Source organism: Rhodococcus opacus, assembly GCF_012396235.1.
In the GTDB taxonomy this organism is placed as follows: Bacteria; Actinomycetota; Actinomycetes; order Mycobacteriales; family Mycobacteriaceae; genus Rhodococcus_F; species Rhodococcus_F opacus.
On sequence record NZ_JAAXPA010000007.1, the window covers coordinates 291,660 to 316,683 of the forward strand.

General features: G+C 68.4%; 23 protein-coding genes and 1 pseudogene. 15 read left to right on the forward strand and 9 right to left on the reverse strand.

The genetic code is table 11. From position 1 onward, the window contains the following. A complete protein-coding gene (relB, locus tag HGB39_RS12180) occupies positions 1–564 on the reverse strand; it encodes a type II toxin-antitoxin system RelB family anti-toxin (protein WP_005567129.1) in 564 nt (187 codons plus the stop codon). 140 nt (positions 565–704) lie between these two features. Between relB and HGB39_RS12185 the strand changes: the two genes are divergently transcribed. The 10 genes and pseudogenes from HGB39_RS12185 to HGB39_RS12230 all read left to right on the forward strand — a co-directional run bounded on the left by HGB39_RS12185 (position 705) and on the right by HGB39_RS12230 (position 11,942). Next, positions 705–2,087 (forward strand): uracil-xanthine permease family protein, encoded by a 1,383-nt coding sequence (locus HGB39_RS12185; RefSeq protein WP_005567127.1) that lies wholly within the window; start codon positions 705–707, stop codon positions 2,085–2,087. Then, a complete protein-coding gene (locus tag HGB39_RS12190; protein WP_064080162.1) occupies positions 2,068–3,132 on the forward strand; it encodes an isopenicillin N synthase family dioxygenase in 1,065 nt (354 codons plus the stop codon). Before HGB39_RS12185 ends, HGB39_RS12190 begins: the two co-directional genes overlap by 20 nt. Then, positions 3,129–3,872 (forward strand): annotated as a pseudogene (locus HGB39_RS12195) (alpha/beta fold hydrolase); the annotation flags it as partial. The gene HGB39_RS12190 and the pseudogene HGB39_RS12195, both read left to right, overlap by 4 nt. Positions 3,873–3,932: 60 nt before the next feature. Then, complete coding sequence (locus HGB39_RS12200; protein ID WP_054248345.1) at positions 3,933–5,252, forward strand: amidohydrolase family protein; 1,320 nt, start codon at positions 3,933–3,935, stop codon at positions 5,250–5,252. A 44-nt stretch (positions 5,253–5,296) separates the two neighbouring features. Further along, positions 5,297–5,809 (forward strand): 2-oxo-4-hydroxy-4-carboxy-5-ureidoimidazoline decarboxylase, encoded by a 513-nt coding sequence (gene uraD / locus HGB39_RS12205; protein ID WP_005568753.1) that lies wholly within the window; start codon positions 5,297–5,299, stop codon positions 5,807–5,809. Continuing rightward, positions 5,809–6,138 (forward strand): hydroxyisourate hydrolase, encoded by a 330-nt coding sequence (gene uraH / locus HGB39_RS12210; protein ID WP_005568751.1) that lies wholly within the window; start codon positions 5,809–5,811, stop codon positions 6,136–6,138. Before uraD ends, uraH begins: the two co-directional genes overlap by 1 nt. Positions 6,139–6,141: 3 nt before the next feature. Then, positions 6,142–7,053, forward strand: coding sequence for a factor-independent urate hydroxylase (pucL, locus tag HGB39_RS12215; protein WP_005568749.1), 912 nt, complete (start codon positions 6,142–6,144; stop codon positions 7,051–7,053). Further along, positions 7,053–8,420, forward strand: a complete 1,368-nt coding sequence (locus tag HGB39_RS12220) for an 8-oxoguanine deaminase (protein ID WP_043790710.1) — start codon at positions 7,053–7,055, stop codon at positions 8,418–8,420. Before pucL ends, HGB39_RS12220 begins: the two co-directional genes overlap by 1 nt. A 4-nt stretch (positions 8,421–8,424) precedes the next feature. Next, on the forward strand, positions 8,425–9,234 hold the full coding sequence (locus HGB39_RS12225; RefSeq protein ID WP_005568745.1) for an FAD binding domain-containing protein: 810 nt from the start codon (positions 8,425–8,427) through the stop codon (positions 9,232–9,234). Next, a complete protein-coding gene (locus HGB39_RS12230; RefSeq protein ID WP_064080163.1) occupies positions 9,231–11,942 on the forward strand; it encodes a molybdopterin-dependent oxidoreductase in 2,712 nt (903 codons plus the stop codon). The genes HGB39_RS12225 and HGB39_RS12230 overlap by 4 nt, the downstream gene beginning before the upstream one ends. A gap of 32 nt (positions 11,943–11,974) precedes the next feature. Here HGB39_RS12230 and HGB39_RS12235 read toward each other — a convergent pair whose 3' ends face one another. Next, entirely contained in the window at positions 11,975–12,439 is a 465-nt protein-coding gene (locus HGB39_RS12235) for an NUDIX hydrolase (RefSeq protein WP_005566066.1), read from the reverse strand. A 9-nt stretch (positions 12,440–12,448) separates the two neighbouring features. Then, complete coding sequence (locus HGB39_RS12240; protein ID WP_005566068.1) at positions 12,449–13,753, reverse strand: NAD(P)/FAD-dependent oxidoreductase; 1,305 nt, start codon at positions 13,751–13,753, stop codon at positions 12,449–12,451. A gap of 154 nt (positions 13,754–13,907) precedes the next feature. Here HGB39_RS12240 and HGB39_RS12245 point away from each other — a divergent pair, with 154 nt between their 5' ends. Next, positions 13,908–14,807 (forward strand): LysR family transcriptional regulator, encoded by a 900-nt coding sequence (locus tag HGB39_RS12245; protein ID WP_005244852.1) that lies wholly within the window; start codon positions 13,908–13,910, stop codon positions 14,805–14,807. Here the strand turns inward: HGB39_RS12245 and HGB39_RS12250 are convergent. Then, entirely contained in the window at positions 14,804–15,748 is a 945-nt protein-coding gene (locus HGB39_RS12250; protein WP_043789491.1) for an alpha/beta fold hydrolase, read from the reverse strand. The two genes, HGB39_RS12245 and HGB39_RS12250, sit on opposite strands and share 4 nt — an antisense overlap. A gap of 241 nt (positions 15,749–15,989) precedes the next feature. Here HGB39_RS12250 and HGB39_RS12255 point away from each other — a divergent pair, with 241 nt between their 5' ends. Together HGB39_RS12255 and HGB39_RS12260 are read left to right on the forward strand one after the other, a co-directional pair. Continuing rightward, positions 15,990–16,982 (forward strand): isopenicillin N synthase family dioxygenase, encoded by a 993-nt coding sequence (locus HGB39_RS12255; RefSeq protein WP_005566072.1) that lies wholly within the window; start codon positions 15,990–15,992, stop codon positions 16,980–16,982. 35 nt (positions 16,983–17,017) lie between these two features. After that, positions 17,018–17,599, forward strand: coding sequence for a nucleotidyltransferase family protein (locus tag HGB39_RS12260; protein ID WP_005566073.1), 582 nt, complete (start codon positions 17,018–17,020; stop codon positions 17,597–17,599). 64 nt (positions 17,600–17,663) lie between these two features. Here HGB39_RS12260 and HGB39_RS12265 read toward each other — a convergent pair whose 3' ends face one another. Together HGB39_RS12265 and HGB39_RS12270 are read right to left on the reverse strand one after the other, a co-directional pair. Beyond that, positions 17,664–18,482 carry an ABC transporter permease gene (locus HGB39_RS12265; protein WP_005244857.1) on the reverse strand — a complete coding sequence of 273 codons (819 nt, stop codon included), beginning with the start codon at positions 18,480–18,482 and terminating at the stop codon, positions 17,664–17,666. Next, positions 18,479–19,435: a daunorubicin resistance protein DrrA family ABC transporter ATP-binding protein gene (locus HGB39_RS12270; protein WP_005566074.1), complete on the reverse strand. Its 957-nt coding sequence runs from the start codon at positions 19,433–19,435 to the stop codon at positions 18,479–18,481. Before HGB39_RS12270 ends, HGB39_RS12265 begins: the two co-directional genes overlap by 4 nt. Before the next feature lie 151 nt (positions 19,436–19,586). On the opposite strand from HGB39_RS12270, the gene HGB39_RS12275 reads away from it, so the two are divergent. Both HGB39_RS12275 and HGB39_RS12280 read left to right on the forward strand, forming a co-directional pair. After that, complete coding sequence (locus HGB39_RS12275) at positions 19,587–21,227, forward strand: helix-turn-helix transcriptional regulator (protein WP_005566075.1); 1,641 nt, start codon at positions 19,587–19,589, stop codon at positions 21,225–21,227. A gap of 109 nt (positions 21,228–21,336) precedes the next feature. After that, entirely contained in the window at positions 21,337–22,446 is a 1,110-nt protein-coding gene (locus HGB39_RS12280) for a flavin-containing monooxygenase (RefSeq protein WP_005566077.1), read from the forward strand. Here the strand turns inward: HGB39_RS12280 and HGB39_RS12285 are convergent. From HGB39_RS12285 to HGB39_RS12295, 3 genes are read right to left on the reverse strand one after another with little or no spacing between them, the layout of a single operon-like run. Next, positions 22,418–23,587 (reverse strand): lipid-transfer protein, encoded by a 1,170-nt coding sequence (locus HGB39_RS12285; RefSeq protein ID WP_005566079.1) that lies wholly within the window; start codon positions 23,585–23,587, stop codon positions 22,418–22,420. The two genes, HGB39_RS12280 and HGB39_RS12285, sit on opposite strands and share 29 nt — an antisense overlap. After that, on the reverse strand, positions 23,584–24,006 hold the full coding sequence (locus HGB39_RS12290) for a MaoC family dehydratase (protein ID WP_005566081.1): 423 nt from the start codon (positions 24,004–24,006) through the stop codon (positions 23,584–23,586). The genes HGB39_RS12285 and HGB39_RS12290 overlap by 4 nt, the downstream gene beginning before the upstream one ends. Further along, positions 24,003–25,013 carry a bifunctional MaoC family dehydratase N-terminal/OB-fold nucleic acid binding domain-containing protein gene (locus HGB39_RS12295; RefSeq protein ID WP_005566083.1) on the reverse strand — a complete coding sequence of 337 codons (1,011 nt, stop codon included), beginning with the start codon at positions 25,011–25,013 and terminating at the stop codon, positions 24,003–24,005. Before HGB39_RS12295 ends, HGB39_RS12290 begins: the two co-directional genes overlap by 4 nt. Positions 25,014–25,024 lie beyond the last annotated feature (11 nt).

Below are 25,024 nucleotides of genomic sequence, written 5' to 3' on the forward strand. Positions count from 1 at the left end.
TCAGAAGGACGGCGGGGTGCTCGTGATGAGGAACCGCGCGGGTTCCGCGGCGTCGTTGAACCACCGGTGCGGCACGGTGGCCGGGTAGTACAGCGTGTCTCCCCGGTCGAGCACGTAACTCTCCTCGACGCCGACCTCCACCCGAATGCTGCCGTCGATGACGTAGATGAACTCCTCGCCTGCGTGTTCGGTGTGTTCGCCGGCCTGCGAACCCGGTTGCGCCGTCACTTCATTCGGTTCCATCGCGCGCACGCCCGTGGAGCAGAACCGCAGCACGGCGCCGTCCGACAACGCGAATCGCCTGCCCTCCCGGCTGCGCACGAGGCTGGTGGGCGTGCGCGCGCCCTGTTCGAGCAGGGCGTGCGCCGTGGTTCCCAGCACCTGGGCCACCCGGTGCAGATTCATGACGCTCGGCACCGAGTGGCCGTTCTCCGCCTGACTCAGGAACGGCTGCGACAGTCCCGTTTTGGCCGCCACGTCGCGCAGGGTCAGTCCCGCGTCACGCCGGGCCGACCTGATCGCCGCGCCGATGGCGACGGCCAGCGTGCGTTGATCCTCGTCCATGAGGCGAACGCTAGCACCGTGTTTCGCGGAACCGCGACTGATAACACGGACGAAACGAAATTGACCCTGCTGAGAAAAGATTGGCGTGCTCAATAGAACGTGAACTCGAACGCTCCCTTCACTCGGACGGAGATCGACCCATGTCCTTCCACGCAGTCGACCAGCGCCTGCCCTTGGTGCGGCAAGCGGCCTTCGGTCTGCAGCACGTGCTCATCATGTACACCGGCTGCATTACCGTCCCGTTGGTCTTCGGTGCCGCAGTAGGACTCGACAAGTCCACCGTCGCGTTGCTGATCAGCGCCGACCTTCTGATCGCCGGCATCATCACGATGATCCAGAGCCTCGGGGTGGGTAAGCTGGCCGGCGCACGGTTACCGATCGTCTGTGGTGCCACGTTCGCCGGGCTGACTCCGATGATCCTCATCGCCAAGGAATACGGGCTTCAGGCGGTGTACGGCTCGATGCTCGCAGGCGGCCTCGTCGGACTCGCCCTCGCCGTACCCTTCGCGCGGCTGATCCGGTTCTTCCCACCGCTGGTCACCGGGGTCGTCCTCACCGTCGTCGGCATCTCCCTGATCGGCGTCGCCGCCGGCCTCATCGTCGGAAACGATCCGACGGCAGACGGTTTCGCGGATCCCGGCAACATCATGCTCGCCGGTGTGGTCGTGCTCGTCGCGATCGCCTTCCTCTGCCTCGGCCGCGGGATCTGGACCCAGCTCGGCGTGCTCCTCGCCCTCGCGATCGGCACGCTCGTCGCGATTCCGATGGGCCTGATCGACCTGGGCGGCGTCTCCGGCAGCCCCTGGTTCGGCATCACCGCTCCGTTCCACTTCGGCGCACCGGAGTTCCCGATCACGGCGGTGGTGGCGATGAGCATCGTGATGGCCGTGGTGTTCGCGGAGTCGACGGCGAGCATGCTGGCTCTCGGCGAGATCACCGGAAAGCCCCTCGCCAAGGGCGACGTGGCCCGCGGCCTCGTCGGCGATGCACTGTCCGGCGTACTCGGCGGCATCTTCAACGCGTTCGTCGACACGATCTTCACGCAGAACGTCGGAGCCGTCGCCACCACCCGCGTCCACAGCCGGTACGTGACGGCCACCAGCGGTGCGATCCTGATCGTCCTCGGACTGATCCCGAAGATGGGTACCGTCGTCGCGGCCCTGCCCGCGCCGGTCGTCGGCGGTGTCGGCATCATCCTGTTCTCGACGGTCGCGGTGGTGGGGATGAACACGCTCCGCAAGGTGGATCTCAGCGACCGGATCAACACCACCATCGTCGCGGTGTCGGTGGGCATCGGCCTGCTCCCCGAGTTCGCCGAGGGCATGTTCGAGCACTTCAACTCGTCCGCCCAGATCCTGCTCGGCAGCGGCATCACACTCGCCGCCATCTCCGCGTTCTCCCTGAACCTGCTGTTCAACCACACCCGGATCGGCGCCGCCGCCCGCGCCGCCTCCGCACCCGTCATCGCAACCGACCCCGTTCCCCCGACCTCCGAGGAGCCGCATGTTGCCGCCCGTGCCTGAGCCGTTCGACGTCCACGTCATCGACATCTCCCCGTACGTGACCGGCGGGTCCGACACGGAACGCGCCCGGGTGGCGCGCGAAATCGACTCGGCCTGCGCCACTGTCGGATTCATCCAGATCTTCGGTCACGGCATCCCCGAACCGGTGATCGAGGGACTCGCCGGCGCCGTCGACGACTTCTTCGCGCTGCCCCTGGAGACGAAGAAGACGTATCGCGTGGAGGGCGCCAACCGCGGGTACAGTCCGCCGAAGAGCGAGTCGCTCAGCCTCAGCCTGGGCGTCGAATCGGCCACCCGGATGAACGACTTCTTCGAGGCCTACAACGTCGGAACGGAGGCCCGGTCGTTCCCGGAGCTGGACCTGTCCGAGGACGACTACGGACTGAACGTGTGGCCGGAGGTGCCCTCCTTCACGGACAGCGTGCAGGCCTACTACGCGCACGGCGAGCGCGTCGCCCGCACCCTGACACGGATCTTCGCCGACGCCCTCGGGCTCGATCCGGGCTTCTTCACCGCCCTGACCGACCATTCCATCGACGTCCTCCGCATGAACAACTACGCGCTGCCGGAGGGCGGCGTCACCCTCGACGGCGAGCTGACCGGCATGGGTGAGCACACCGACTTCGGACTGGTCACCGTGCTGTGGGCCGATCGCGTGGCAGGCCTGCAGGTGCTCGGGCGCGACGAGCGCTGGCACGATGTGAGCCCCGCGGAGGGCGCACTGCTCGTCAACCTGGGCGACCTCACCGCCCGGCTCACGAACGACCGGTGGATGTCGACGCTGCACCGGGTGACTCCGCCCGTCGTCGACGGAACGATCAAGCGCCGGCGATCGGCGGCGTTCTTCCACGACGGCAACGTCGACGCGGTGATCGCGACCCTGCCGGGACTGTGCGAACACTCCGACGACGGATACGCACCGGTGACGGTCCGTGAGCACATCAAGGCGAAACTGGCGGGTTCGCGTCACGGCAAGAAGAACACGGCCGCGGGACGGGAGGCCGAGCGGGTCCTCGCCGCGGCGGACCGGGTGGCCGCCCGGTGACCCGTGGGCACGTCGTATTGATCCACGGCGCCTGGGCGGGCAGCTGGGTGTGGGACACAATTCTGGAGCCGTTGCGCGACAGCGGGTACGAGCCGCACGCACTCGACCTTCCCTGCGTGGGAAACTGGCCGGACGGTGCGCGAACCGATCTGGACGCAGTGACGGATGTCGTCGTGGCGCACATCGTTTCGCTGGACGGGCCCGTGTTCGTGGTCGGTCACTCCGGAGGCGGCATCGTGACCACCCAGGTGGCCGAGCGCCTTCCGCACCGGATCTCGGGTGTGGCGTACGTCGCCGGAATGATGCTGCCGTCGGGAAGCAACTTCGGCGACCTCTGCGCAGACCTGCGCCTACCGGAACCGGTCGGGATCTCGGCCTGGCTGCAGTCGACCCCCGACGGATCCGGGACCATCGTGCCGCCGGAAGCCGCGGCCGCCGTGTTCTTTCACGAATCGTCGGCCGGTGATGCGATCACTGCTGCTCGAAAGCTGCTGCCGCAACTCGAGACTGCACGTCTCATGGCCCCGGTGTGGACGCCGGAGCGGTTCGGCTCCGTCCCCCGCCTGTACGTGGAGGCGACGCTCGACCGTTCGGTGCCGCTCGTGACGCAGCGTGCGATGCAGGACCGGGTGCCGGGCGCGCGGGTGGTGACGTTGGACAGCGATCACGCCCCGCAACTGTCGGCGCGCGAGGCCCTGCTCGCGGCACTCGTCGACTTCTGCGCCTGCGTCGGCCCGAGACCTACCCGTGTCCGGCGGGCGCGAACCAGCCGCACTCCCGAGAACCCATGGAGGATGCGGATGCATCCCGATCTGATTTCCGATGTCACCGTCTACGCGAAGGGCCGCTGGCTGCCGCACCGCGACGTCCTGATCGCCGACGGTCTGATCACCGAGATCCGCCCGACCGCTCCGGCACCGTCGGGGGCCACGGCGGTCGACGGTGCCGGGGCGTACCTGATCCCCGGATTCGTCAACACCCACACCCACCTGCAGCAGTCGTTGATGCGCGGCATCGGCGAGGGGCAGCCGCTGCTCAGCTGGCTGCAGACCGTGGGTGCGGAATCCGCGGTCATCACCCCGGATCGGGCCTACCTGGCCGCGGTCGCCGCGAGCCTCGACGCCCTGCGCAGCGGCACCACGACGCTGGTCGAGCACATGTGGCCGCATCCGTCTCCGGACGTGCACGACGCGGTGCTGCGCGCCCTGGAAGACACCGGCGTGCGGGCACTCCTCGGCCGCGGAGTGGCGGACCGCGCGGACACAACGCGCAAGTGGGGCGTCGACCCGCGCCTCCTGCAGCCGCTGCCCGGGGTGCTCGAGCACACCGACCAGCTGGTCAAGCAGGCCGACGGCACACGCGTCACGGTCGGTCTGGCCGTCCCCAACCCCCGGTCGCTGACACCGGAGGGGATGGCGGCGGTGCGGCAGTTAGCGGGCGAACGCGACATGACCGTGTCGATCCACCTGCTGGAGACCCCCACCGACGACGTGATGTGCCGCGAACACGTCGGCGCGGGCGCGGTCGACTACCTCGACACGAACGGGTTCCTGTGGGACCGGTTGCTCGCTGTGCACTGCTGCGAACTCGACGCCCACGGGCGCGCGGTGCTGGCCCGCCGCGGTGTGGCCGTCTCGTACAACCCGATGAGCAACATGCGTCTCGGCAGCGGCGTCGCCCCCGTCCCGGAGATGCTCGAGGCGGGCATCGCGGTCGGGCTCGGCGTCGACGGCGCCGCCAGCAACGACACCCAGGACATGCTCGAAACGCTGCGCATGGGCGCCTACGTGCAGCGGGCGCATCGCAAGACGGCCGACCTGTTCGGATTCGACGCCATGATGGACCTCGCGACGAACGGCGCGAACGAGAATCTCGGTTTCGCGTCCCGCCCGAACGGTGTGGCCGTCGGCGGCACGGCCGACCTGACCCTGATCCGCTTCGAGCGCGACTTCGGTTGCCTGCCCGTCCGCGACCCGGGCGCGACACTGTTGACCACCGGGAGCCGGCAGATCGTCGACACCGTGCTGGTCGACGGCGAAGTCCTGATCCGGGACGGACACAGCACCAGGGTCGACGAAGCAGGGCTTATCGCCGAATTGACCGCCACCGGTGCGCCATAGTGGTAGCCAGAGGTACCGAAAAGGCGCACGAGAGAGGAGCCTTCATGACCGAACCGCCCGGCCTGATCGCGTTCAACGCACTGAGCGACGCGCGGGCCGTCGATCTGCTCGTGCAGTGCTGCTCGTCGACGGTGTGGGCGCAGCGGATGGCCGCCGGCCGTCCGTTTCCGTCCGCCGACGCGCTGTACACCGCCGCCGAAAACGTGCTCGGCGACCTGAGGGAGTCCGAGATCGACGCGGCCCTGGCCGGCCATCCGAGGATCGGCGACCGGGCGGACAACCCGTCGTCCGCTCGCGAACAGTCGGCGGTCGCCGCCGCCGACGACGACGTCCGCGCGCGCCTGCGGGCCGGGAACGAGGAGTACGAGCAGAAGTTCGGGCACGTCTACCTGGTGTGCGCGTCCGGTCGGTCGGCGCACGAACTGCTGGGCGTGCTGCGCGACCGCCTCGGCAACGACAGTGTCACGGAGCGCAAGATCCTGCGGACCGAGCTGGCCGCCATCAACCGGATACGCCTCGAACGCCTTCTCGGCGAGATCGGAGACACGGCACACTGATGTCCAAGATCCTCAGCACCCACGTGCTCGACGCCACCGACGGCACACCCGCGGCCGGGATGTTCGTTCACCTGCTGTCACCTGAACGCGACGTCATCGCGAGCGCGTCGACCGATGCGGACGGCCGGATCGCCGAGATCGCGCCGGAGGGTCTGATCGCGGCCACCTATTCGCTGGTCTTCGAGACCGGCGAGTACTTCGCCGCCCGCGGCCAGGAGACGTTCTACCCGGAGGTGTGCGTCACGTTCGTCCTCGACGACCCGCAGCGCGGTTACCACGTCCCGTTGCTGTTGTCCCCCTTCGCCTATTCCACCTACCGCGGGAGCTGAAGAATGACCGACCTCACCGGCGCCATCGTCCTGGGCGACAACCAGTACGGCAAAGCCGAGAACCGCATCGTGCGGATCTACCGCGACACCCCCCGGCACGAGATCCGGGACGTGAGCGTGTCGACCTGCCTACGCGGCGATTTCTCGGCGGCGCATCTCGCCGGCGACCAGAGTTCGGTGCTGCCCACCGACACCCAGAAGCAGACGGCGTACTCCTACGCGAAGGAGAAGGGCCTCGCCTCCATCGAGGAGTACGGGCTGACGCTGGCACGACATTTCGTGGACGACGTGGCCCCGGTCGAGGGCGCCCGCATCGAGATCGAGGAATACGCCTGGCAGCGCGCGGTGGTCGACGGAGCGGAACACGACCACACCTGGGTGCGCAAGGGTGAGGAGGTGCGCACCGCGGCGATCACCGTCGACGCCGACGGCACGTGGGTGGTCGGCGGGCTGAAGGATCTGGTGATCCTCAAGTCCACGGGCAGTGAGTTCTTCGGATTCCTGAAGGACGAGTACACGATCCTCGAGGAGACCCACGACCGGGTGATGGCGACTTCGCTTGTCGTGCAATGGCGGTTCGTCACCACCGACGTCGACTGGAACGGTGTCTACGCCGGCATCAAGGAGCAGATCGTCGCGACGTTCGCGACCGTCCACTCGCTCGCCCTGCAGCAGACGCTGTACGAGATCGGCAAGGCCATCCTCGAGCGCTACCCCGTGCTCGCGGAAGTGCGCCTGTCCGCGCCCAACAAGCACCACTTCGCCCACGATCTCGCCCGCTTCGGGGTGGAGAACGACAACGAGGTATTCCACGCCGCCGACCGCCCGTACGGCCTGATCCAGGCGACGGTGCAGCGGTCCGACGCTCCGGACGCCGGACCCGCGTGGTCGGCGTACGCGGGCTGGCTCAGCTGATGTCCGCCGGCCCGGCCACCGTCGTCGTCTCCGGTGCGCACGTCGCCACTGTCGACGCGGCGGGCACCGAGTACCCGGACGGTTACGTCGTCGTGCGGGGCAACCGCATCGTCGACGTCGGTGCCGGTCCCGCGCCGGTGATCGACGGCGCTCGGGTGGTCGACGGACGGGGTTGCCTGCTCACCCCCGGGCTGGTGAACACGCACCATCACCTGTACCAGTGGATCACCCGCGGGCTCGCCGCCGACGACACCCTGTTCGGCTGGCTGACCACCCTGTACCCGATCTGGGCGGGCATCGACGCCGACGCCGTCCGGACCGCGGCCACCGGAGGTCTCGCCTGGCTGGCGAAGCACGGATGCACGACCACGACGGACCACCACTACGTCGTGCCGCGCGACGGCGGCGACGTCTTCGGCGCCGAGATCGAGGCAGCGCAGACCGTCGGGCTCCGGTTCCACCCCAGCCGAGGGTCGATGGACCTCGGCCACAGTCAGGGCGGACTGCCACCGGATTCGGTGGTGGAGCGTCTCGAGGACGTCCTGAAGGGCACCCAGGACGTCATCGACCGCTGGCACGACCCGGCTCCCGACTCGATGCTGAGGATCGCGGTGGCGCCCTGCTCCCCGTTCTCCGTCACCGGCGACCTCCTGACCGAGGCCGCGGCCCTCGCCCGTTCCGCTGGCGTGCGACTTCACACCCATCTCGCGGAAACCCTTGACGAGCAGGACTTCTGCCACGAGCGGTTCGGCTGCACCCCGGTGCAGTACATGGAGCAACTCGGCTGGGTGGGCCCCGACGTCTGGTACGCGCATGCCGTCCACCTGGACGACGTCGCGATCGCCGCGATGGCAGGCACCGGAACCGGGGCAGCCCACTGCCCCACGTCCAATGCGCGCCTCGGCGCCGGGATCGCCCGCGCCAAGGACCTCCACGCGGCGGGGGTTCCTCTGGGGCTCGGCGTCGACGGCGCCGCCAGCAACGAGGCGTGCAACATGCTCGAGGAGGCCCGGCACGCCGTGCTGTTCGCGCGGGCCCGCGGCGGCCCGGGCGAGATGACGGTGCGCACCGCCCTCGAACTCGCCACGCGCGGCGGGGCCCGGGTCGTGGGCAGGGAGGACGAACTGGGCTCCCTCGAGCCCGGCAAACTGGCCGATCTCGCACTGTGGCGGGTCGATACCCTCGCACATTCCGGCATCACCGATCCGGTGGCCGCGCTCGTACTCGGAGTCACACCGCCGCTGGAGTTACTTCTGGTGAACGGGCGAGCGGTCGTCGAGCGTGGGAGAGTGATCACCGTGAACGAGGAGAACGTCGCCGCGGAGGTCGAGCAGGCCCACCGGGCCCTGGTGCGCAAGGCAGGATGAGTCGATGGATCTGTCGTTCGTGACGGAACTCTCGGCCCCACGCAGCCGTGACGACCTACCCGCCCCGGAACCCGGAGCGGCGTTCCTGGCGGGCGGCACCTGGCTGCACTCGGAACCGCAGCCGACGATCACCCGGCTGGTGGACCTGACCACCCTCGACTGGCCTGCGATCACCGTCCACGACGACGGACTCGAGCTCGCCGCGACGTGCACCATCGAGAATCTCTGCAACGCACCGCTTCCCGCCGAGTGGACGGCGACGAACCTGTTCCGGCCGTGCGCCGAGTCCCTCGTCGCGTCGTGGAAGATCTGGCACACCGCGACCGTCGGCGGCAACCTCGCGCTGGCGCTCCCGGCCGGGGCCATGATCACGCTGTGCTGCGCCCTCGACGCCGAACTCCTGCTCTGGACCGCCGACGGGGGTGAACGCCGAGTCCCGGTCGACCGATTCGTCACCGATCCCGGTCACACGGTACTCGGCGCCGGTGACCTGATCCGCAGCATCCACCTTCCCGCCACCGCATTGCGGGGCCGCACATCGCTGCGCAAGATCGCGTACTCACCGCTCGGACGGTCCGGCGCCCTGCTGGCCGGGCGTGTCGACGCGGACGGTTTCGCGCTGACCGTCACCGCGTCGACCGTCCGCCCGTTCGTCCTCCGCTTCCCCGCCGTTCCCGGCCCCGACGTGTTGAGCGAGTCTCTGTCGGAACGGATCTCCCCCGCCGACTACCTGACCGACGCGCACGGCGCCGCGGACTGGCGTCGGCACGTCACGGGAGTCCTCGCCGAGGAGATCAGGAGGGAGCTGGAATGAAATTGACGGTCGACGGACAGTCGGTGGATGCCGACCCACGGCCCGGTCAGTGCCTGCGCACCTTCCTGCGGGAACAGCAGCGGTTCGCGGTCAAGAAGGGCTGCGACGCCGGCGATTGCGGCGCCTGTTCCGTACTGCTCGACGGCGCTCCGGTGCACTCGTGTGTGGTGCCGGCGCATCGCGCCGAGAACCGTGAGGTGACCACCGCGGCCGGGCTCGGCAGTCCCGATCGACTCCACCCCGTGCAGCAGCAGTTCGTCGATGCGGCCGGCTTCCAGTGCGGGTTCTGCACACCCGGGATCGTCGTGACCGCGTCCGCGCTCGACTCCGAACAACGCGCCGACCTGCCGCGCTCACTGAAGGGGAATCTGTGCCGCTGCACCGGCTATCGCGCCATTCGCGACGCCGTCGGTGGCGTGTGCACCACCGAATCGGACAGTGCCGGTGAGTCGTTCGGCCGCTCCATTCCCGCGCCTGCCGCCACCCGGGTGGTGTGCGGCGCCGAACCCTACACCCTCGACCTGGCCGTCGAGGGCCTGACGCACATCCAGATCCTCGGCAGCCCGCACGCGCACGCCCGCATCACCCGACTCGACACGTCCGCCGCGGAGAGGCTGCCCGGCGTCCACGCGGTGCTCACCCACCGGGACAGTCCCGACGTCGCCTTCTCCACGGCCCGCCACGAGTTCCGCACCGACGACCCCGACGACACCTACGTATTCGACACGATCCTCCGGTTCCGGGGGCAGCGTGTCGCGGCCGTCGTCGCGGACTCCGTCGACATCGCCCGGCGCGCAGTGGAACTGATCGACGTGGAGTACGAAGTGCTGGAACCGGTCTTCGATCCCGACCTGGCACGCCGTCCCGGTGCACCCCTGCTGCACGGTGACAAGGGCGCCGATTCCCGGATCGCGGACCCGTCCCGGAACCTGGTGGCCGAGGTCCACGGCGAAGTCGGCGACCTCGGCGGCGGACTCGCGGTGGCGCGGGACACGGGTGCCGTGGTGGAGGGTACGTGGCAGACGCAACGCGTGCAGCACGCGCATCTCGAAACCCACTCGGCCATCGGCTGGCTCGACTCCGACGGGCGGCTCACCCTCCGCAGCAGTACCCAGGTGCCCTTCCTCGTCCGCGACGAACTCGCCCACCTGTTCTCGCTCGACCGCTCGCAGGTCCGGGTGTTCACCGCCCGCATCGGGGGCGGCTTCGGCGCCAAGCAGGAAATGCTGGTGGAGGATCTCGTCGCTCTCGCCGTTCTGCGCACCGGCAGACCGGTGCAGTACGAGTTCACCCGCTCCGACCAGTTCACGATCGCCCCGTGCCGGCATCCCATGCGGGTGTCGGTGAAGGTCGGCGCCGACGGCGACGGAAAGCTGACGGCGCTCGCCGTCGACGTGCTCTCGGACGCCGGGGCGTACGGAAACCATTCGGTGGGCGTGATGTTCCACGGCTGCAGCGAATCCGTTGCGCTGTACCGGTCGCCGAACAAGCGGGTGGACGCCCAGGCCGTCTACACCAACAACCTGCCATCCGGGGCCTTCCGCGGCTACGGTCTGGGCCAGGTCATCTTCGCGGTGGAATCCGCGCTCGATCAGCTGGCGACGCAGCTGGGCATCGATCCGTTCGAACTGCGCCGGCGCAACGTGGTCGTTCCGGGTGACGACTTCGTCGACTTCGAGGTGGAGCACGGCGACCTCACGTACGGCAGCTACGGACTCGACCAGTGCCTCGACCTGGCGGAGGCCGCACTGCGCCGCGGCAACGACGTGCGCCCGCCGGACGGCCCGCAGTGGCGGGTCGGTGAGGGCATGGCGGCGTCCATGATCGCGACCATTCCGCCGCGGGGGCACTTCGCGGACGTGTCCTGCACCCTCGTCGAGGGCGGCCGGTACGAACTTCGGGTGGGCACCGCGGAGTTCGGCAACGGCACCACCACCGTGCACGCCCAGCTCGCCGCGTCCGCGCTGGGCACCACCGCCGACCGGATCACCGTGCTGCAATCCGACACCGACGTCGCCGGGCACGACACCGGCGCATTCGGTTCGGCAGGCACGGTGGTCGCGGGGAAGGCGGTACATCTTGCGGGAACCCGATTGCGGGAACAGCTGTTCGAGGTCGCCCGCCGCGTCGCGGGTGCCGCCGAGGACGCCGACTGCGCGCTGACACCCGACGCGGTCGAGGTCGCCGGACGGGTCGTCGAACTCGACAAGCTGGTGCCCGAGGGACCGATCCGCGCCGAGGGCAGGCACGACGGCACCCCCCGCTCGGTGGTCTTCAACGTGCACGCGTTCCGGGTGGCGGTCGACACCGTCACCGGGGAGGTCCGAATCCTGCAGTCCATCCAGGCGGCGGATGCCGGCACGGTCCTCAACCCGCAGCAGTGCCGCGGGCAGGTCGAGGGCGGCGTCGCGCAGGCGATCGGCAGCGCACTGTACGAGGAGATCCTCCTCGACGGCGCCGGGACGGTGCTCAACCCGCAGCTCCGGAATTACCACATCCCGCAGCTCGTAGACGTGCCGGACACCGAGGTCTACTTCGCGGACACCTACGACGAACTGGGCCCGCACGGCGCCAAGTCGATGAGCGAGTCCCCGTACAACCCGGTCGCCCCCGCCCTGGCCAACGCGATCGCGGACGCCACCGGTGCCCGGCTTCGTCGGATCCCGATGACCCCGGCCGCCGTCTGGCGTGCGCTCCCGCGCCCGTGAGTACTTATTAACGTCCCGCGGTTAATAAGTACTCACGGGCGCCGAAGGCGCAAGGCTCTTACTATCGGACGCTGCCCCTTGACCAGCTTCGTCTCGGCGACGCTCGCCGGGAACCAGCGGGCGTCGTCGACCTCGGGGAACTGCTGAAACTTCCCCGACCGCGGCGGCCACTCCAGCTCGAACGTGTTGCTCTCGACGAACGTGACGTCCTCGCTCACCTCCGCCGCATAGACGGTGATCAGCTTGCGTGAGGGCTGCCGGAATTCGCCGAGTAACTCGTACTCGACGGCAGGCGGCGGCGCGCCGATCTCTTCCTCGAATTCGCGCAGCGCGGCCGCGTAGGGATCCTCGCCCTCGGCGTATTCCCCCTTGGGGATCGACCACGCGGCCTCGTCCTTGCGCGCCCAGAACGGGCCGCCCATGTGCACGAGCCACAACTGGAGCACTCCCGCATCGTCGGTGCGATACAGGAGTACTCCAGCGCTGGTGACGGTCATCGACCGATGTTAGGCCGCGGCACCCTCTCGCTGCTCGGTCAGTTCGGCGGGGTCGATCTCCTGGGCGTAGTGGAAGTGCGGGCGGCGGTGTCCGAGGAACGAACCGCACCACGACATCACCGCGACGTACCGGTTGCGGAATCCGACCAGGTAGACGAGGTGCACGGCGAGCCACAGGAACCAGGCGAGTACACCGGTCAGCTCGACCTTGCCGACGCGGGTGATCGCACGGAACCGGTTGATGATCGCCATGCTGCCCTTGTCGCGGTACGTGAACGGCGTTCCGAGGGCGCGTTTCCCGGTGATGATGGCCGCGACGTGCCGTCCACCCTGCATCGCGAACGGCGACTGGGCGGGCAGGTTGTTCAGCGAGGCCATGTCGCCGATTGCGAAGACGTCGTCGTAGCGGCCCACCGTGAGGTCCTCGTCGACCAGCAGGCGCCCGCCGCGGCCGGTCTCACAGCCGGTCCGGTCCGCCAGCACGGCGGCGAAGTCGTTGGCCTGGATGCCGGCCGACCAGATGATCGTGTCGGCCGTGAGGCGCTTCTCGAAACCGGCGCTCGGCGACGACAGCGTGGCACCGTGTTCGTCGATGTCGGTGACCATCGTGCCGAGCACCACCTCGACACCCGCCTTCTCCAGCGAGTCCTGCGTGTACTTGCTGAGCTTGCCGCCGAAGACCGGCAGCGTCTCGTTCGCACCCTCGACGAGGGTGACGGTGACGTCTTCGGACGTGATGTCGCGGAGCGACTTCTCGAAGTAGCGGCCCGCCAGTTCCTTGATCTGACCTGCCAGTTCGACACCGGTCGGACCGGCACCGATCACGATGAAGTGCAGCAGGTCGCGGCGACGCTCCGGGTCGGAGGTGGTGTGCGCCTCCTCGAAGCAGCGGACGATCTGGCGGCGCAGCCGGTCGGCGTCGGCGACGGTCTTGAGCGCGTACGTGACCTCGGCGAACTCGTCGTGGCCGAAGTAGGCCTGCCGGGCGCCCGTCGCGGCGATCAGGCTGTCGTAACCGATCGTGTGGCTCACCCCGCCGGCCTCGTAGACGACCTGCTTCTTGTCCGGGTCGACGTCGACGACGCGGCCGAGCCGGACGTCACCGCTGGGGTATTTGGCGAGGATCGCGCGGATGGACGGGGCGATCTCGCCGGGCGAGATGACACCGGTTGCGACCTGGTACAGAAGGGGCTGGAACAGATGCTCGGTGGTCTCGGAAATCAGCACGAACGGCGTGCCTGCCTTGCCGAGCTTCTTCGCCGCCGCGAGGGCGCCGAATCCCGATCCCACGATGACGACCTGTGTGCGATCCACCGAAAACCTCCTACTGCTTCTGGCGTCTACTTAGCGCCGCGTATGAGCTCCACATTAGGGATCGACCATTGTTAATCGCCAGTAAGCTGGGGAAATCGAAATTGTGTTATCTCGATTGCTCATAAGTCTTCACGGAAGGACGTAACCTCAGGTCATGGAGTTCCGACAGCTTCGCTACTTCCTCGCGGTCGGCGAGGAGGGCAGTTTCTCGCGGGCGGCGCAACGCTGCTTCATCTCCCAGTCGGCGATCAGCCACCAGATCGCGAAGCTCGAACACGAGTTGGGCACCACCCTCCTGGAGCGGTCGACGCGCGCCACGCGGCTGACCGCGGCAGGCGAACGGCTGATGCCCATCGCGGCCGAGATGATGGGCCTCGAGGCCCGCGCGCTGTCGGTGGGACTCGATCCCCGCAACCGGCTCCGCATCAGCGCGAGCATGAGCTTCGCAACCCAGAGCCTCGAGGCGATATCCACTGTCCGCGAAGACTTCCCGCAGCTCGACATCGAATTCGTCATCAAGGACTTCACCGACCGGATGACCGCGGTCGCGTCGGGGGACGCCGATCTCGCGCTCATTCGCGGCGGCGTCGACCGGCCCGGGCTCGAAACGGTGGAATTCGGGCTCGAGGACCTGGTGATCGTGACGTCGAGCAAACACCCGCTGGCGGGGGTCTCGACCGTCGACCTGAGCGAACTGGCGCCGTACCCCCTGCTGCTCCCGCCACGCAGCAGTCAGATCCTGATCCACACCGTCGTCGAGGACGCGTTTCGGCAGGTCGGGCAGCGGGTCATGCTCGGACCGTCGATCCCCAGCGACCACACCGCCACCCTCGATGTCCTCACGACCCCGCGGTCGTGGACGGTGCTGTATGCCGACACGGCCGACGCGACTCCCCGCCGCGGGCTGAGCTTCCTGCGCGAGGCGCACGACCGGCTGCGCATCCCGGTGTGCGGGGTCGTCCGGAGCGGAACGGCGACGAGACCCGAACTCACCCACCTGTTCCGCGCGCTGGCGCAGTCGATCGCCGGGTCCGGCGGGTCGGCCGAAGCCTAGGCGTCGATCAGTCCGTGCCGGTCGACCCACGTGTGCACGTGGTCGAGCATCGTGTCGGGAACCTCGAGCTGCGGGGTGTGCCCCACGTTCGCGAGAATCACGCTGTCCCACCGCGGGTTTGCCGTCGCCACCTTGCGCGCCGCCGCGACCGGAACCAGCCGGTCACGGTCGCCGTGGAGCAGGAGAACGGGTTGCGCGATCGACTGCATGGTGTCGAGGTATCGGCGCGGGCGAGCCAGGACCCGCATCAGCGACCGGCTGGCCTGAAGGAACGCAGCATCCTCGGACGGCAGCCCGCGCCGGTATCCCGCGAGAGCCGCTGCGGCGTCGAGGGAATCTTCCGACGCCCGGCTCGGCTCGGCGAAGCACAGGTCGATCATCCGCGCGACCAACTGCCGGTCCGTCAACTTCCTGCTCGAGTACTGCAGGAACCGCTCCCCCACGAACGGCGTGAAGTACATCGCAAACTGCGCGGCGATCCGGGGGTCCGGGATCCGTTGCGCGACAGGGAGTGCGGGGTCGACGAGAACCAGCGCCGAAACCGTCTCGGGGTGCGCCGCCGCCTCGAACAGCGAGATCATGCCGCCCATCGAGTTGCCCATCAAAATCACGGGACCACCGACGACGTCCCGGAGGAAGCGATGCAGCACCTTGGCGTTGGCGCCGACCCCCGTCCGGCGATGCCCGGACGGACTGAGCCCGAATCCGGGGAGATCCACGGTGAGCACCCGGGTGCGCTCCGCGAGGACCGGTGCGATCCGGACCCAGTTGAGATGCGAGCCGCCGAGGCCGTGAACCATGACCACCGGAAGCGATCCGGTGTCGGCACCGTATTCGACCCAGTGGACGGGACCGTCGATGTCGACGACGCTGCCGGAGCCGCCCCACTGCTGCGCGAACTCCTGCCGGGCAGGTTCGCCGACTCTGTTCGGATCCACCATGTGTCCGTCCGTTCCGACCGTTGGCGTGTCGAGGCCACCGGCCAGTCTACGGTGCACGCCGCGACATGGGCACGAGGTATCGATTGCATGTAATTACTCCCAAGCTACCCGGCCACCGACTCTTTGCAAATCCCCTAAGCATCTAACGCACACGTCATTTCTGCGACTCCACTCGTCACGTTTACACGCAATAGTGGGTCAAACACGCAAGATTGCATGTAATCGAGGATGGAGGGATACGATGACCGGCAGCCACGCGCTGAACGAACTCGCCAAGGAATCCCGCATGGGTGGGCTCGGGACGGAGACCACCGACCGCGAGATCCGACGAATCGACCTCTCGGACTTCGATGCTCGACGCTCGGACATCACCGAACAGCTGTGGAACGCGGCGGTCGACGTCGGCTTCTTCCAGGTCTACAACCACGGCATCGACGTCGCCGACGTGCGCAGGGCGTTCGCGATGTCCGAGCAGTTCTTCGCCCTCGATTCGGCCGTGAAGGCGCAGTACCCGCTGAAGAGGGGCTTCAACTCCGGGTGGGAGAGCAAAACCCAGGTGCGCCCCTCCATCGGCGTCCCGGATGAGAAGGAGTCGTACCAGATCACCCGTCCGCACATGGGCGACCTGTGGCCCACCGAGGAGGAGTTGGCCGGTTTCCGCGACACGATGCTCGGATTCGAGGCGCAGTGTTGGGACGTGGCGATGCGACTGCTGTCGTGCTTCGCCGACAAGCTCGGGTTCGAGCGCGACTTCTTCGCCGAGGCCCATGACCCGTCGGTGGACAGCTACCAGAGCACCCTGCGCATGCTGCACTACTTCGCCATCCCGGAGCACCTTCGGAGCGACCTCGGCCTGTGGCGCGCCGGCGCCCACACCGATTTCGACTGCCTCACCCTGCTGTTCCAGCAAGAAGGCCAGGGCGGTCTGCAGGTGCTGCCGGGCAAGGAGATGGACACCCAGGAGTGGACGCCCATCGAGCCGTCCGAGGACGCGATCACCTGCAACATCGGCGACATGCTGATGCGGTGGAGCGACGACCGGTTGCCGTCCAACTTCCACCGCGTCAAGAGCCACGGACCGGACGGCGACCACGGCGCCCGCTACAGCCTCGCGTTCTTCGCCCAGGCCAACCGCGACGTCGTCATCTCCGGACCCGCGGGCAAGTACCCCGACATCACCGCCGAGGACTACCTCTACCAGCGCGTCAACGCGAACTTCGCCAAGGAAAAGTAAGTTGAACGCATGCTGCGACGACAGGTGAGACCACGATGACGATCGGGGGCGTGCTGCTCGCCGCCGGGGCCGGTTCGCGCATGGGCATGCCCAAGGCACTCGTCGTCGGCGCGGACGGAGAACCGTGGCTCGCGCGCGGCGTGCGAGTGCTGTCGGAGGCCGGATGCGGGCCGACCGTCGTGGTGCTCGGGGCCAGCGCCGACGAGGCAGAGGACCTACTGCCGGCCGGCGTCCCCGTCACCGTCGGGATCGCGGAAGACTGGAAGTCGGGGCTGTCGGCCTCCCTGCGCCGGGGGCTGGAGGTCGCGGCGACGTTCGACGACGTCGATGCCGTCGTCATCACCCTGGTCGATCTCCCCGACCTCGGTGTCGACGCCGTCCGTCGGGTGGCGTCGGTGCCGCCCGGCGACGCCCGCTCGGCGCTCCGTCAGGCCCACTACTCCGGACGCCCGGGTCACCCCGTGCTGATCGGCCGCGACCACTGGCTTCCGTTGCGGCGCAGCCTCACCGGGGACTCCGGTGCACGGAAATACCTCGGGGCACACGGCGCCGAGGCCGTCGACTGCTCCGACCTGGGGTCGGGCCGCGACGTCGATTCGCCGCGCGAACTCCGCTAGCCCCCGGGACGAACCGGACGCTCGTTCGATCTGACGCAACGGGCGTCCCGTTGGTCCGGCACCTTCAGCGGCTGACCGCCTTCTTGTACCGCCGGATCGCGAACGGCACGAAGATCACCAGCAGCACCGCCGACCATGCCAGGGAGGCGATGATCGGGTGCTGCAACGGCCACGCGTCGGGAACGGTCATGGCCGGGTTGGTGTTTCCGAACAGTTCCCGCACGGCCTGCGTCACCGCGGACACCGGATTCCATTCCGCGATCACCTTCAGCGGTCCGGGCAGGTTGGTGGTCTCGACGAACGTGTTCGCGATGAACGAGAGCGGGAAAATGACGATGAAGCTGGCGTTGTTGAACACCTCCGGTGTCCGGATCCACAGGCCGACCACCGCCATCACCCAGGACAGCGCGTAGGCGAACAACAGCAGGAGCAGGTAGCCGAGCAGCGCTTCGCCGAGGCTCGAGTGGATGCGCCACCCGATGATCAGGCCGGTCAGCGACATCACGACGAGGCTGACGATGTTGATCAGGACATCGGTGGAGGTGCGGCCGAGGAGCACGGCGGACGGGGCCATCGGCAGCGACCGGAACCGGTCGATGATCCCCTTCTGCAGATCCTCGACCATCCCGAGACCCGTCCACGTGGCCCCGAAGATGACTGTCTGCGTGAAGATCCCGGCGATCAGGAATTCGCGGTAGGACATCCCGGGAACCTGGATGGCACTACCGAACACGTACGCGAACAGCAGCACGAACATGATCGGTGACAACGTGGTGAACACGATGAGGTCGGGGACGCGCTTGATCTTGATCATGTTGCGCTTGGCGATCGTGAGCCCGTCCGCGAGTGCGGTGTGCACGGACGCCGTCTGTGGGGCGCTCATGAGATGTGCTCCTCTTCGGCTTCGTGTCCGGTCAGGGTGAGGAAGACGTCGTCCAGGGTCGGTCTGCGCAGGCCGACGTCGAACACCTTCACTCCTCGAGTGGAGAGGCGGCCCAGCGCCTCGACGAGGGCGTCCGCACCGCCGGTCACCGGCACCGTCACCCGGCGGACGTTTTCTTCGACCAGAATGTCGCCTGCGGCGAGCGGGGCCAGTTCGTCGCGCACGACGGAGAGCTCGATGCCCTCCCGGACGCTCAGCTCGATGCGCTCACCACCCACACGGTCCTTCAATTCGTCGGCGGTTCCGCGGGCGATGACCGAACCGTGGTCGATCACCGCGATCTGGTCGGCGAGGCGCTCGGCCTCTTCCATGTACTGGGTGGTCAGGAGAAGCGTGGTGCCCCTGGCGACGAGATTGTCGATGACGTCCCAGAGAGCCAGCCGGGCGCGGGGGTCGAGCCCGGTGGTCGGTTCGTCCAGGAACAACACTTCCGGCTCGGCCACGAGCGCTCCCGCGAGGTCGAGACGCCGGCGCATGCCACCCGAGTAGCCCTTCACGGGACGATCTCCCGCCTCGACCAGATCGAACTGTTCGAGCAGTTCACGGGCGCGCGCCTTGCTGCGTTTGCCCCCGAGATGGTAGAGCCGCCCGACCATCTCGAGGTTCTCGAAACCGGTGAGGTACTCGTCGACCGCCGCATACTGTCCCGACGCGCCGATCCGGGATCGGAGCACCCGCGCATCGTGGACGACGTCGAGACCGGCCACCTCCGCCCGGCCGGCGTCCGGGACGAGAAGGGTGGTGAAGACCCGCACCGCCGTCGTCTTGCCTGCGCCGTTCGGGCCGAGCAGTGCCATCACCGTTCCCGACGGGACCGCGAGGTCGACCCCGTCCAGCGCTGTGACCTTGCCGTACTTCTTGACCAGACCCTCTGCCGTTATCGCATCGACCATCAGAAGTTCCCATCCGTTGGCGTGTGAACCCCAGTGTGACTCGAGGCACCGACAGGTTGCGAGGAATATTCGACGTTCCCGGCGGGCCCGGTGCGGCGGTAGTCTGAAAATCCGAGCAGGTCAGCGCGCAGATCTTCGGCAGGAGACAGTGATGTCCGACGCGACGTCGGAACTCCGGACGGGCCGTGCGGCCTTCGAGCGACGAGACTGGCGCGACACCTACGCACGACTGTCGGGCGCCGACCGGCAGACACCACTGTCCGGTGACGACCTCGAACTGGTCGCCACCGCCGCCTACCTGCTCGGTGAGGACGACGCCAGCACCGAATGGTGGGAACGGGCGGTGCACGAGTGGGCCCGCGTGGGTCGACCGGTGCGCTCCGCGCGGTGCGCGTTCTGGCTCTCGTTCGTCCTGATCATGCGGGGCGAGCAGGCGCGCGGCGGCGGCTGGCTGGGCAAGGCCCAGCGACTGCTGGACACCGCGGGCGTCGATTGCGCCGAGCGGGGCTACCTGCTGGTGCCGCAGGGACTGCAACGGATCGACGCCGGCGACGGCAAGGCCGCCCACGACATCTTCCGTGCGATCACGGAGGCGGGCACCCGGTTCGCCGACCCGGATCTGACGACGCTCGGGGTGCTGGGCACCGGCCATTCGCTCGTCCTGCTGGGGGACGTTGCCGACGCGGTGTCCGCGTTCGACGAGGCGATGGTCGGGGTGACGTCCGACGAGGTGTCCCCGGTGGTGGCGGGGATCGTGTACTGCGCCGTGATCGAGCAGTGCCAGAACATCTGCGATCTCCGCCGGTCCAGGGAATGGACTGTGGCGCTGGAGGAGTGGTGCTCTTCGCAACCCGACCTCGTCCCGTACCGCGGTCAGTGCCTCGTCCACCGCGCCGAGATCCTGCAACTGCAGGGCGATTGGCCCACGGCGATGGACTCGGCGCGGCGGGCACACGAGCGGCTCGCCTCGCACGCCGCGGCCGGGTCCGCCGCCTACGTGATGGCCGACCTCCACCGCTTGCGCGGCGAGGTCGCCCAGGCCGAGAAGTTGTTCCTGGAGGCGAACCGCTGGGGCAGGCGACCGCAGCCCGGGCTCGCGCTGCTGCGGATGGCGCAGGGGCGGTTCGGCAGCGCGGTCGCCTCGATCCGCTGTGCGGTGGACGAGTCCACCGGCGCCGTGGAACGCGCCAGGCTGCTGCCCGCCTGCGTGGACATCCTGCTCGCCGCCGGCGACGTCTCGGCGGCTCGCACCGCCGCCGACGAACTCGACTCGATCGCAACACGGTTCGCGATCCCCTACCTGTGCGCACTGTCCGCGCAGGCGTCGGGATCGATGCTGCACGCCGAAGGACGGGGCAGCGACGCACTGACCGTTCTGCGCGACGCGTGGCGGCGCTGGCAGGACATCGGCGCGCCCTACGAGTGCGCGCGGGTCCGGGAGTCGGTCGCGCTGGTGTGCCGCGACCTGGGTGACGACGACACCGCGCAGATGGAGCACGACCTCGCGTCCGCCACCTACCGGCAACTGGGTGCCCTCCCGGACCTCGAACGCCTCCGGGCAGAGTTCCGCCCCGACCCGGCGGCCGCCACGCCGCTGACCCCGCGTGAAGTGTGTGTGCTCCGCCTCGTGGCCGCGGGCAAGAGCAACCGCGCGGTGGCGACGGAACTGTTCCTCAGTGAGAAGACGGTCGCACGGCACCTGAGCAACATCTTCGTCAAGCTGGGCATCTCGTCGAGGTCCGCGGCCACCGCCTATGCGTACGAGCATCACCTCGTCGAGCCGTCTGCATGAAAGTACCCATACGGTCATACGTATCTGCGCCATTCTCCCGACGCGCCGAGATCGGCCCGGTCATAGCGTTGAGCATGACCACCGATCACCCGAGGGAAGAAGGCACACGATGTCCACAGAACGCTTCGACACGATCGTGATCGGTGCCGGACAGGCCGGCCTCGCCACCGGTTACCACCTCACAAGATGCGGGCAGCGGTTCGTGATCCTCGACGCTCACGACCGCGTCGGGGACGTGTGGCGGGAGCGGTTCGACTCGCTCCGGCTCTACAGTCCCGCCCGGTACGACGGTCTGCCCGGCTGGGGAATTCCCGCCCGGGGTTGGTCCTGGCCTGGTAAGGACGAGGTGGCCGACTACTTCGAGGCCTACGCGGAGCGATTCGCGCTGCCGATCCGGACCGGCACCACCGTCGACGGCCTGTCCCGTGTCGGCGACCGTTACGTCGTCACGGCGGGGACGGACCGATTCGAGGCCGACAATGTCGTCGTCGCCTCCGGAACGTGGCAGTCCCCGGTCCTTCCGGATCTGGCGGAGCGTCTCGATCCCCGGATCCGGCAACTGCATTCGAGCGACTACCGCAATCCGTCCCAACTGCAGGACGGGCCGGTGCTGGTGGTCGGGTGCAGCCACTCCGGCGCGGACATCGCGCTGGAAGTCTCCCGTTCGCATCGCACCACGATCTGCGGGCCGGTCCGCGGGGAGGTGCCGTTCGACCTCGAGGGACGCCTCGCCCACATCGCGATCCCGATCATGTGGTTCATGGCCAATCACGTTCTGACGGAACGCACATCCGTCGGCCGGAAGATGCGCACCCACGTCCGCTCGGGGGGCGGACCACTCCTGCGGGTCAAGCGAGCCGACCTGGCCGCCGCCCGTGTGGAGCACTTCCCCGCGAAGGTCACCGGCGTCCACGACGGCAGACCGGTCCTCGACGACGGCACCGCACTCGACGTCCGCAACGTCATCTGGTGCACCGGGTTCCGCAAGGACACGTCGTGGATCCAGATCCCCGTCACCGGATCGGACGGGTGGCCCGAACAGTCCCGCGGAGTGTCGCCGGACCATCCCGGACTGTATTTCGTGGGGCTGCCGTTCCTGCAGGCGTTCGCCTCGATGCTCACCGGCGGGGTGGGCAGGGATGCCGGGTATGTCGCGAAACACATTGCGCGCAGACAGACTCGGGCCGGACTCAGGCCGTCAGCACCAACCCTGACGTAGGCACACCGGTCCCGGCGGTGACGAGGACGTTCTGCACGCCGGAGACCTGGTTCACGGACGTGCCGCGGATCTGACGCACACCCTCGGCGATGCCGTTCATCCCGTGGATGTAGGCCTCGCCGAGCTGGCCTCCGTGGGTGTTGAGCGGCAGACTGCCGTCGAGGTCGATGGCACCGTCGGCGATGAAGTCCTTGGCCTCACCGCGGCCGCAGAAGCCGAGTTCTTCGAGCTGCATCAATACGTATGGTGTGAAGTGGTCGTAGAGGACGGCCAGATCCATGTCCTGCGGTCCGAGTCCGGCCTGATCCCACAGCTGCCTCCCGACCAACTCCATCTCGGGCAGACCCGCGAGCTCCGGGCGGTAGTAGCTGGTCATGATGTACTGGTCGCTGCCGCTCCCCTGAGCTGCCGCGGCGATCACGGCCGGTTTCTGCTTCAGATCCTTCGCCCGCTCCGGTGACGTGACGACGATCGCGATGCCGCCGTCGGACTCCTGGCAGCAGTCGAGCAGGTGCAGAGGCTCGGCGATGAACCGGGAGTTCTGGTGGTCCTCGAGGGTGATCGGCTTGCCGTAGAAGAAGGCGTTCGGATTGGTGGCGGCGTGCTTGCGGTCGGTGACCGCGACCCGTCCGAAATCCTCGCTCGTAGCGCGGTATTCGTGCATATACCGCTGGGCGACCATCGCGACGAACGCCGCCGGCGTCGACAGGCCGTGCGGGTAGGAGAACGCGTTGTCGGTGCCCGACGAGTTCACCTGCTGCACCAGACCGGAGTTCACCTGCCCGAACCGCATCCCCGACCGCTCGTTGAACGCCCGGTACGCCACCACCACGTCGGCGACACCGGTGGCCACGGCCATCGCCGCCTGCTGCACGGTGGCGCACGCCGCGCCCCCGCCGTAGTGGATGCGGCTGAAGAACTTCAGGTCCGGAATGCCGACCGAACGGGCCACGGCCGCTTCGGTGTTGGTGTCCATCGTGAAGGACGTCAGGCCGTCCACGTCCGCGGGGGTCAGTCCGGCGTCGTCCAGCGCCGCGGTGACCGCCTCTGCCGCCAGCCGCAATTCGCTCCGGCCCGAGTTCTTCGAGAAGTCGGTGGCGCCGATCCCGGCGATGACAGCCTTGCCCGACAACCCGCTCATGCACCCGCTCCGTTCGTGCGTCCGTCCAGGACGAGGGTCACCTTCGACGTGATGTGGTCGCCGAGACCGTTCTTCCCGACGACGTCCAGCGTGACGACGCCGTCGTCCACCGCCGCCACCGTGCCGCTCAGGGTGAGGGTGTCGTAGGCGTACCACGGAACCCCGAGGCGCAACGCGATCGACTTGATCACCGCGTTCGGTCCCGCCCAGTCGGTGACGAACCGCTGCACCAGACCCGTGTCGGTGAGGATGTTGACGAAGATGTCCTTCGACCCGCGTTGCTGCGCCAGGTCGCGGTCGTGGTGGACGTCCTGGAAATCGCGCGTCGCGAGCGCGGCCGAAACGACGAACGTCGGGTCGCCAGTCACGGTCAATTCCGGAAGCGTCGTTCCCACCGCGACATCGAGTGTGGACGTCATGACTGCTCCTTCGCTCCGCGCTGCCACGCGTACAGGGTCCACGGCGTGCCGCCCGTCTCGTCGTCGCCCGGGAAGTCGAGGTAGATCGCCTCCACCGGCATCCCGACCGTCACCTCGGCGGGGTCGACACCGCGCAGCTCACCGAGCATGCGGACGCCTTCCTCCAGTTCGACCAGCGCCACCACGAACGGCAGCGAGCGTCCCGGGACCTTTGGCGCGTGGTGGACCACGTAACTGAACACCGTCCCGCGGCCCGACGCGACGACGTAGTCCGTCGTCTCCGCCTTGTCCTTCCACAGCGCGGGCACCGGCGGGTGCTGCAGCGATCCGTCCTCCCGCTGCTGGATCCGCAACTCGTGCGCGGCAACCCCGTCCCAGAAGAACTGGGTGTCCTGCGAGGCGCTGGGCCGCATCAACTTGGCGGGGTCCAGGTCGTCGAAGGACGCGCCCCGACCGTTCGCCGAAGGTGCCATCGGTTCAGCGGGTTTCGGGGCGAACTTCAGGATGCGGAACAGCATCTCGGCCACGACCTCGCCGGTGCCGTCGCCGTTCGCGACCCGCCACAGGCTGCGGGTGGTGAAGAACCACCCCTCACCGAGGCCCGTCTTCTTCGGACCCACGAGTTCCTCGAGGGTCGTGGTGATGGTGACCTCCTCGCCGACCTTCAGGTAGCGGTGGTAGATCTGATCGCAGTTGGTGGCGACGACGGACGTGAACCCGGCCTCGTCGAGGATCGTCGTCATGCGCCCGAGCGGGTCGTCGGGTTGCCGAACCGCGTTCAGCCCCTGCATCGTCCACACCTGCGCCATCGCGGGCGGGGCCACGATGGCGTCGTGTCCCGCTGCCCGCGCCGCCGCCTCGTCGACGTAGATCGGATTCCTGTCGCCGATCGCCTCCACCCAGTTGCGGATCATCGGCAGGTTGATCGGGTCCCGCCCGGGGCGGGGAGCGCTCGGGCCCGCCGACCGGACCTCTTCTGCGGCAGCGAGAATCTGTTCGGAACTCATTTCGCGCGGCG

What these genes read in the sequence shown, in the direction of transcription:
- HGB39_RS12185 (WP_005567127.1), top strand. Translation starts at nt 705, where the DNA reads ATGTCCTTCCACGCAGTCGACCAGCGCCTGCCCTTGGTGCGGCAAGCG.
- HGB39_RS12260 (WP_005566073.1), top strand. Translation starts at nt 17,018, where the DNA reads ATGACGATCGGGGGCGTGCTGCTCGCCGCCGGGGCCGGTTCGCGCATG.
- HGB39_RS12190 (WP_064080162.1), top strand. Translation starts at nt 2,068, where the DNA reads ATGTTGCCGCCCGTGCCTGAGCCGTTCGACGTCCACGTCATCGACATC.
- HGB39_RS12270 (WP_005566074.1), bottom strand. Translation starts at nt 19,435, where the DNA reads ATGGTCGATGCGATAACGGCAGAGGGTCTGGTCAAGAAGTACGGCAAG.
- HGB39_RS12225 (WP_005568745.1), top strand. Translation starts at nt 8,425, where the DNA reads ATGGATCTGTCGTTCGTGACGGAACTCTCGGCCCCACGCAGCCGTGAC.
- HGB39_RS12235 (WP_005566066.1), bottom strand. Translation starts at nt 12,439, where the DNA reads ATGACCGTCACCAGCGCTGGAGTACTCCTGTATCGCACCGACGATGCG.
- uraD (WP_005568753.1), top strand. Translation starts at nt 5,297, where the DNA reads ATGACCGAACCGCCCGGCCTGATCGCGTTCAACGCACTGAGCGACGCG.
- HGB39_RS12230 (WP_064080163.1), top strand. Translation starts at nt 9,231, where the DNA reads ATGAAATTGACGGTCGACGGACAGTCGGTGGATGCCGACCCACGGCCC.
- HGB39_RS12200 (WP_054248345.1), top strand. Translation starts at nt 3,933, where the DNA reads ATGCATCCCGATCTGATTTCCGATGTCACCGTCTACGCGAAGGGCCGC.
- HGB39_RS12250 (WP_043789491.1), bottom strand. Translation starts at nt 15,748, where the DNA reads ATGGTGGATCCGAACAGAGTCGGCGAACCTGCCCGGCAGGAGTTCGCG.
- HGB39_RS12220 (WP_043790710.1), top strand. Translation starts at nt 7,053, where the DNA reads ATGTCCGCCGGCCCGGCCACCGTCGTCGTCTCCGGTGCGCACGTCGCC.
- relB (WP_005567129.1), bottom strand. Translation starts at nt 564, where the DNA reads ATGGACGAGGATCAACGCACGCTGGCCGTCGCCATCGGCGCGGCGATC.
- HGB39_RS12265 (WP_005244857.1), bottom strand. Translation starts at nt 18,482, where the DNA reads ATGAGCGCCCCACAGACGGCGTCCGTGCACACCGCACTCGCGGACGGG.
- HGB39_RS12295 (WP_005566083.1), bottom strand. Translation starts at nt 25,013, where the DNA reads ATGAGTTCCGAACAGATTCTCGCTGCCGCAGAAGAGGTCCGGTCGGCG.
- pucL (WP_005568749.1), top strand. Translation starts at nt 6,142, where the DNA reads ATGACCGACCTCACCGGCGCCATCGTCCTGGGCGACAACCAGTACGGC.
- uraH (WP_005568751.1), top strand. Translation starts at nt 5,809, where the DNA reads ATGTCCAAGATCCTCAGCACCCACGTGCTCGACGCCACCGACGGCACA.
- HGB39_RS12280 (WP_005566077.1), top strand. Translation starts at nt 21,337, where the DNA reads ATGTCCACAGAACGCTTCGACACGATCGTGATCGGTGCCGGACAGGCC.
- HGB39_RS12275 (WP_005566075.1), top strand. Translation starts at nt 19,587, where the DNA reads ATGTCCGACGCGACGTCGGAACTCCGGACGGGCCGTGCGGCCTTCGAG.
- HGB39_RS12285 (WP_005566079.1), bottom strand. Translation starts at nt 23,587, where the DNA reads ATGAGCGGGTTGTCGGGCAAGGCTGTCATCGCCGGGATCGGCGCCACC.
- HGB39_RS12290 (WP_005566081.1), bottom strand. Translation starts at nt 24,006, where the DNA reads ATGACGTCCACACTCGATGTCGCGGTGGGAACGACGCTTCCGGAATTG.
- HGB39_RS12255 (WP_005566072.1), top strand. Translation starts at nt 15,990, where the DNA reads ATGACCGGCAGCCACGCGCTGAACGAACTCGCCAAGGAATCCCGCATG.
- HGB39_RS12245 (WP_005244852.1), top strand. Translation starts at nt 13,908, where the DNA reads ATGGAGTTCCGACAGCTTCGCTACTTCCTCGCGGTCGGCGAGGAGGGC.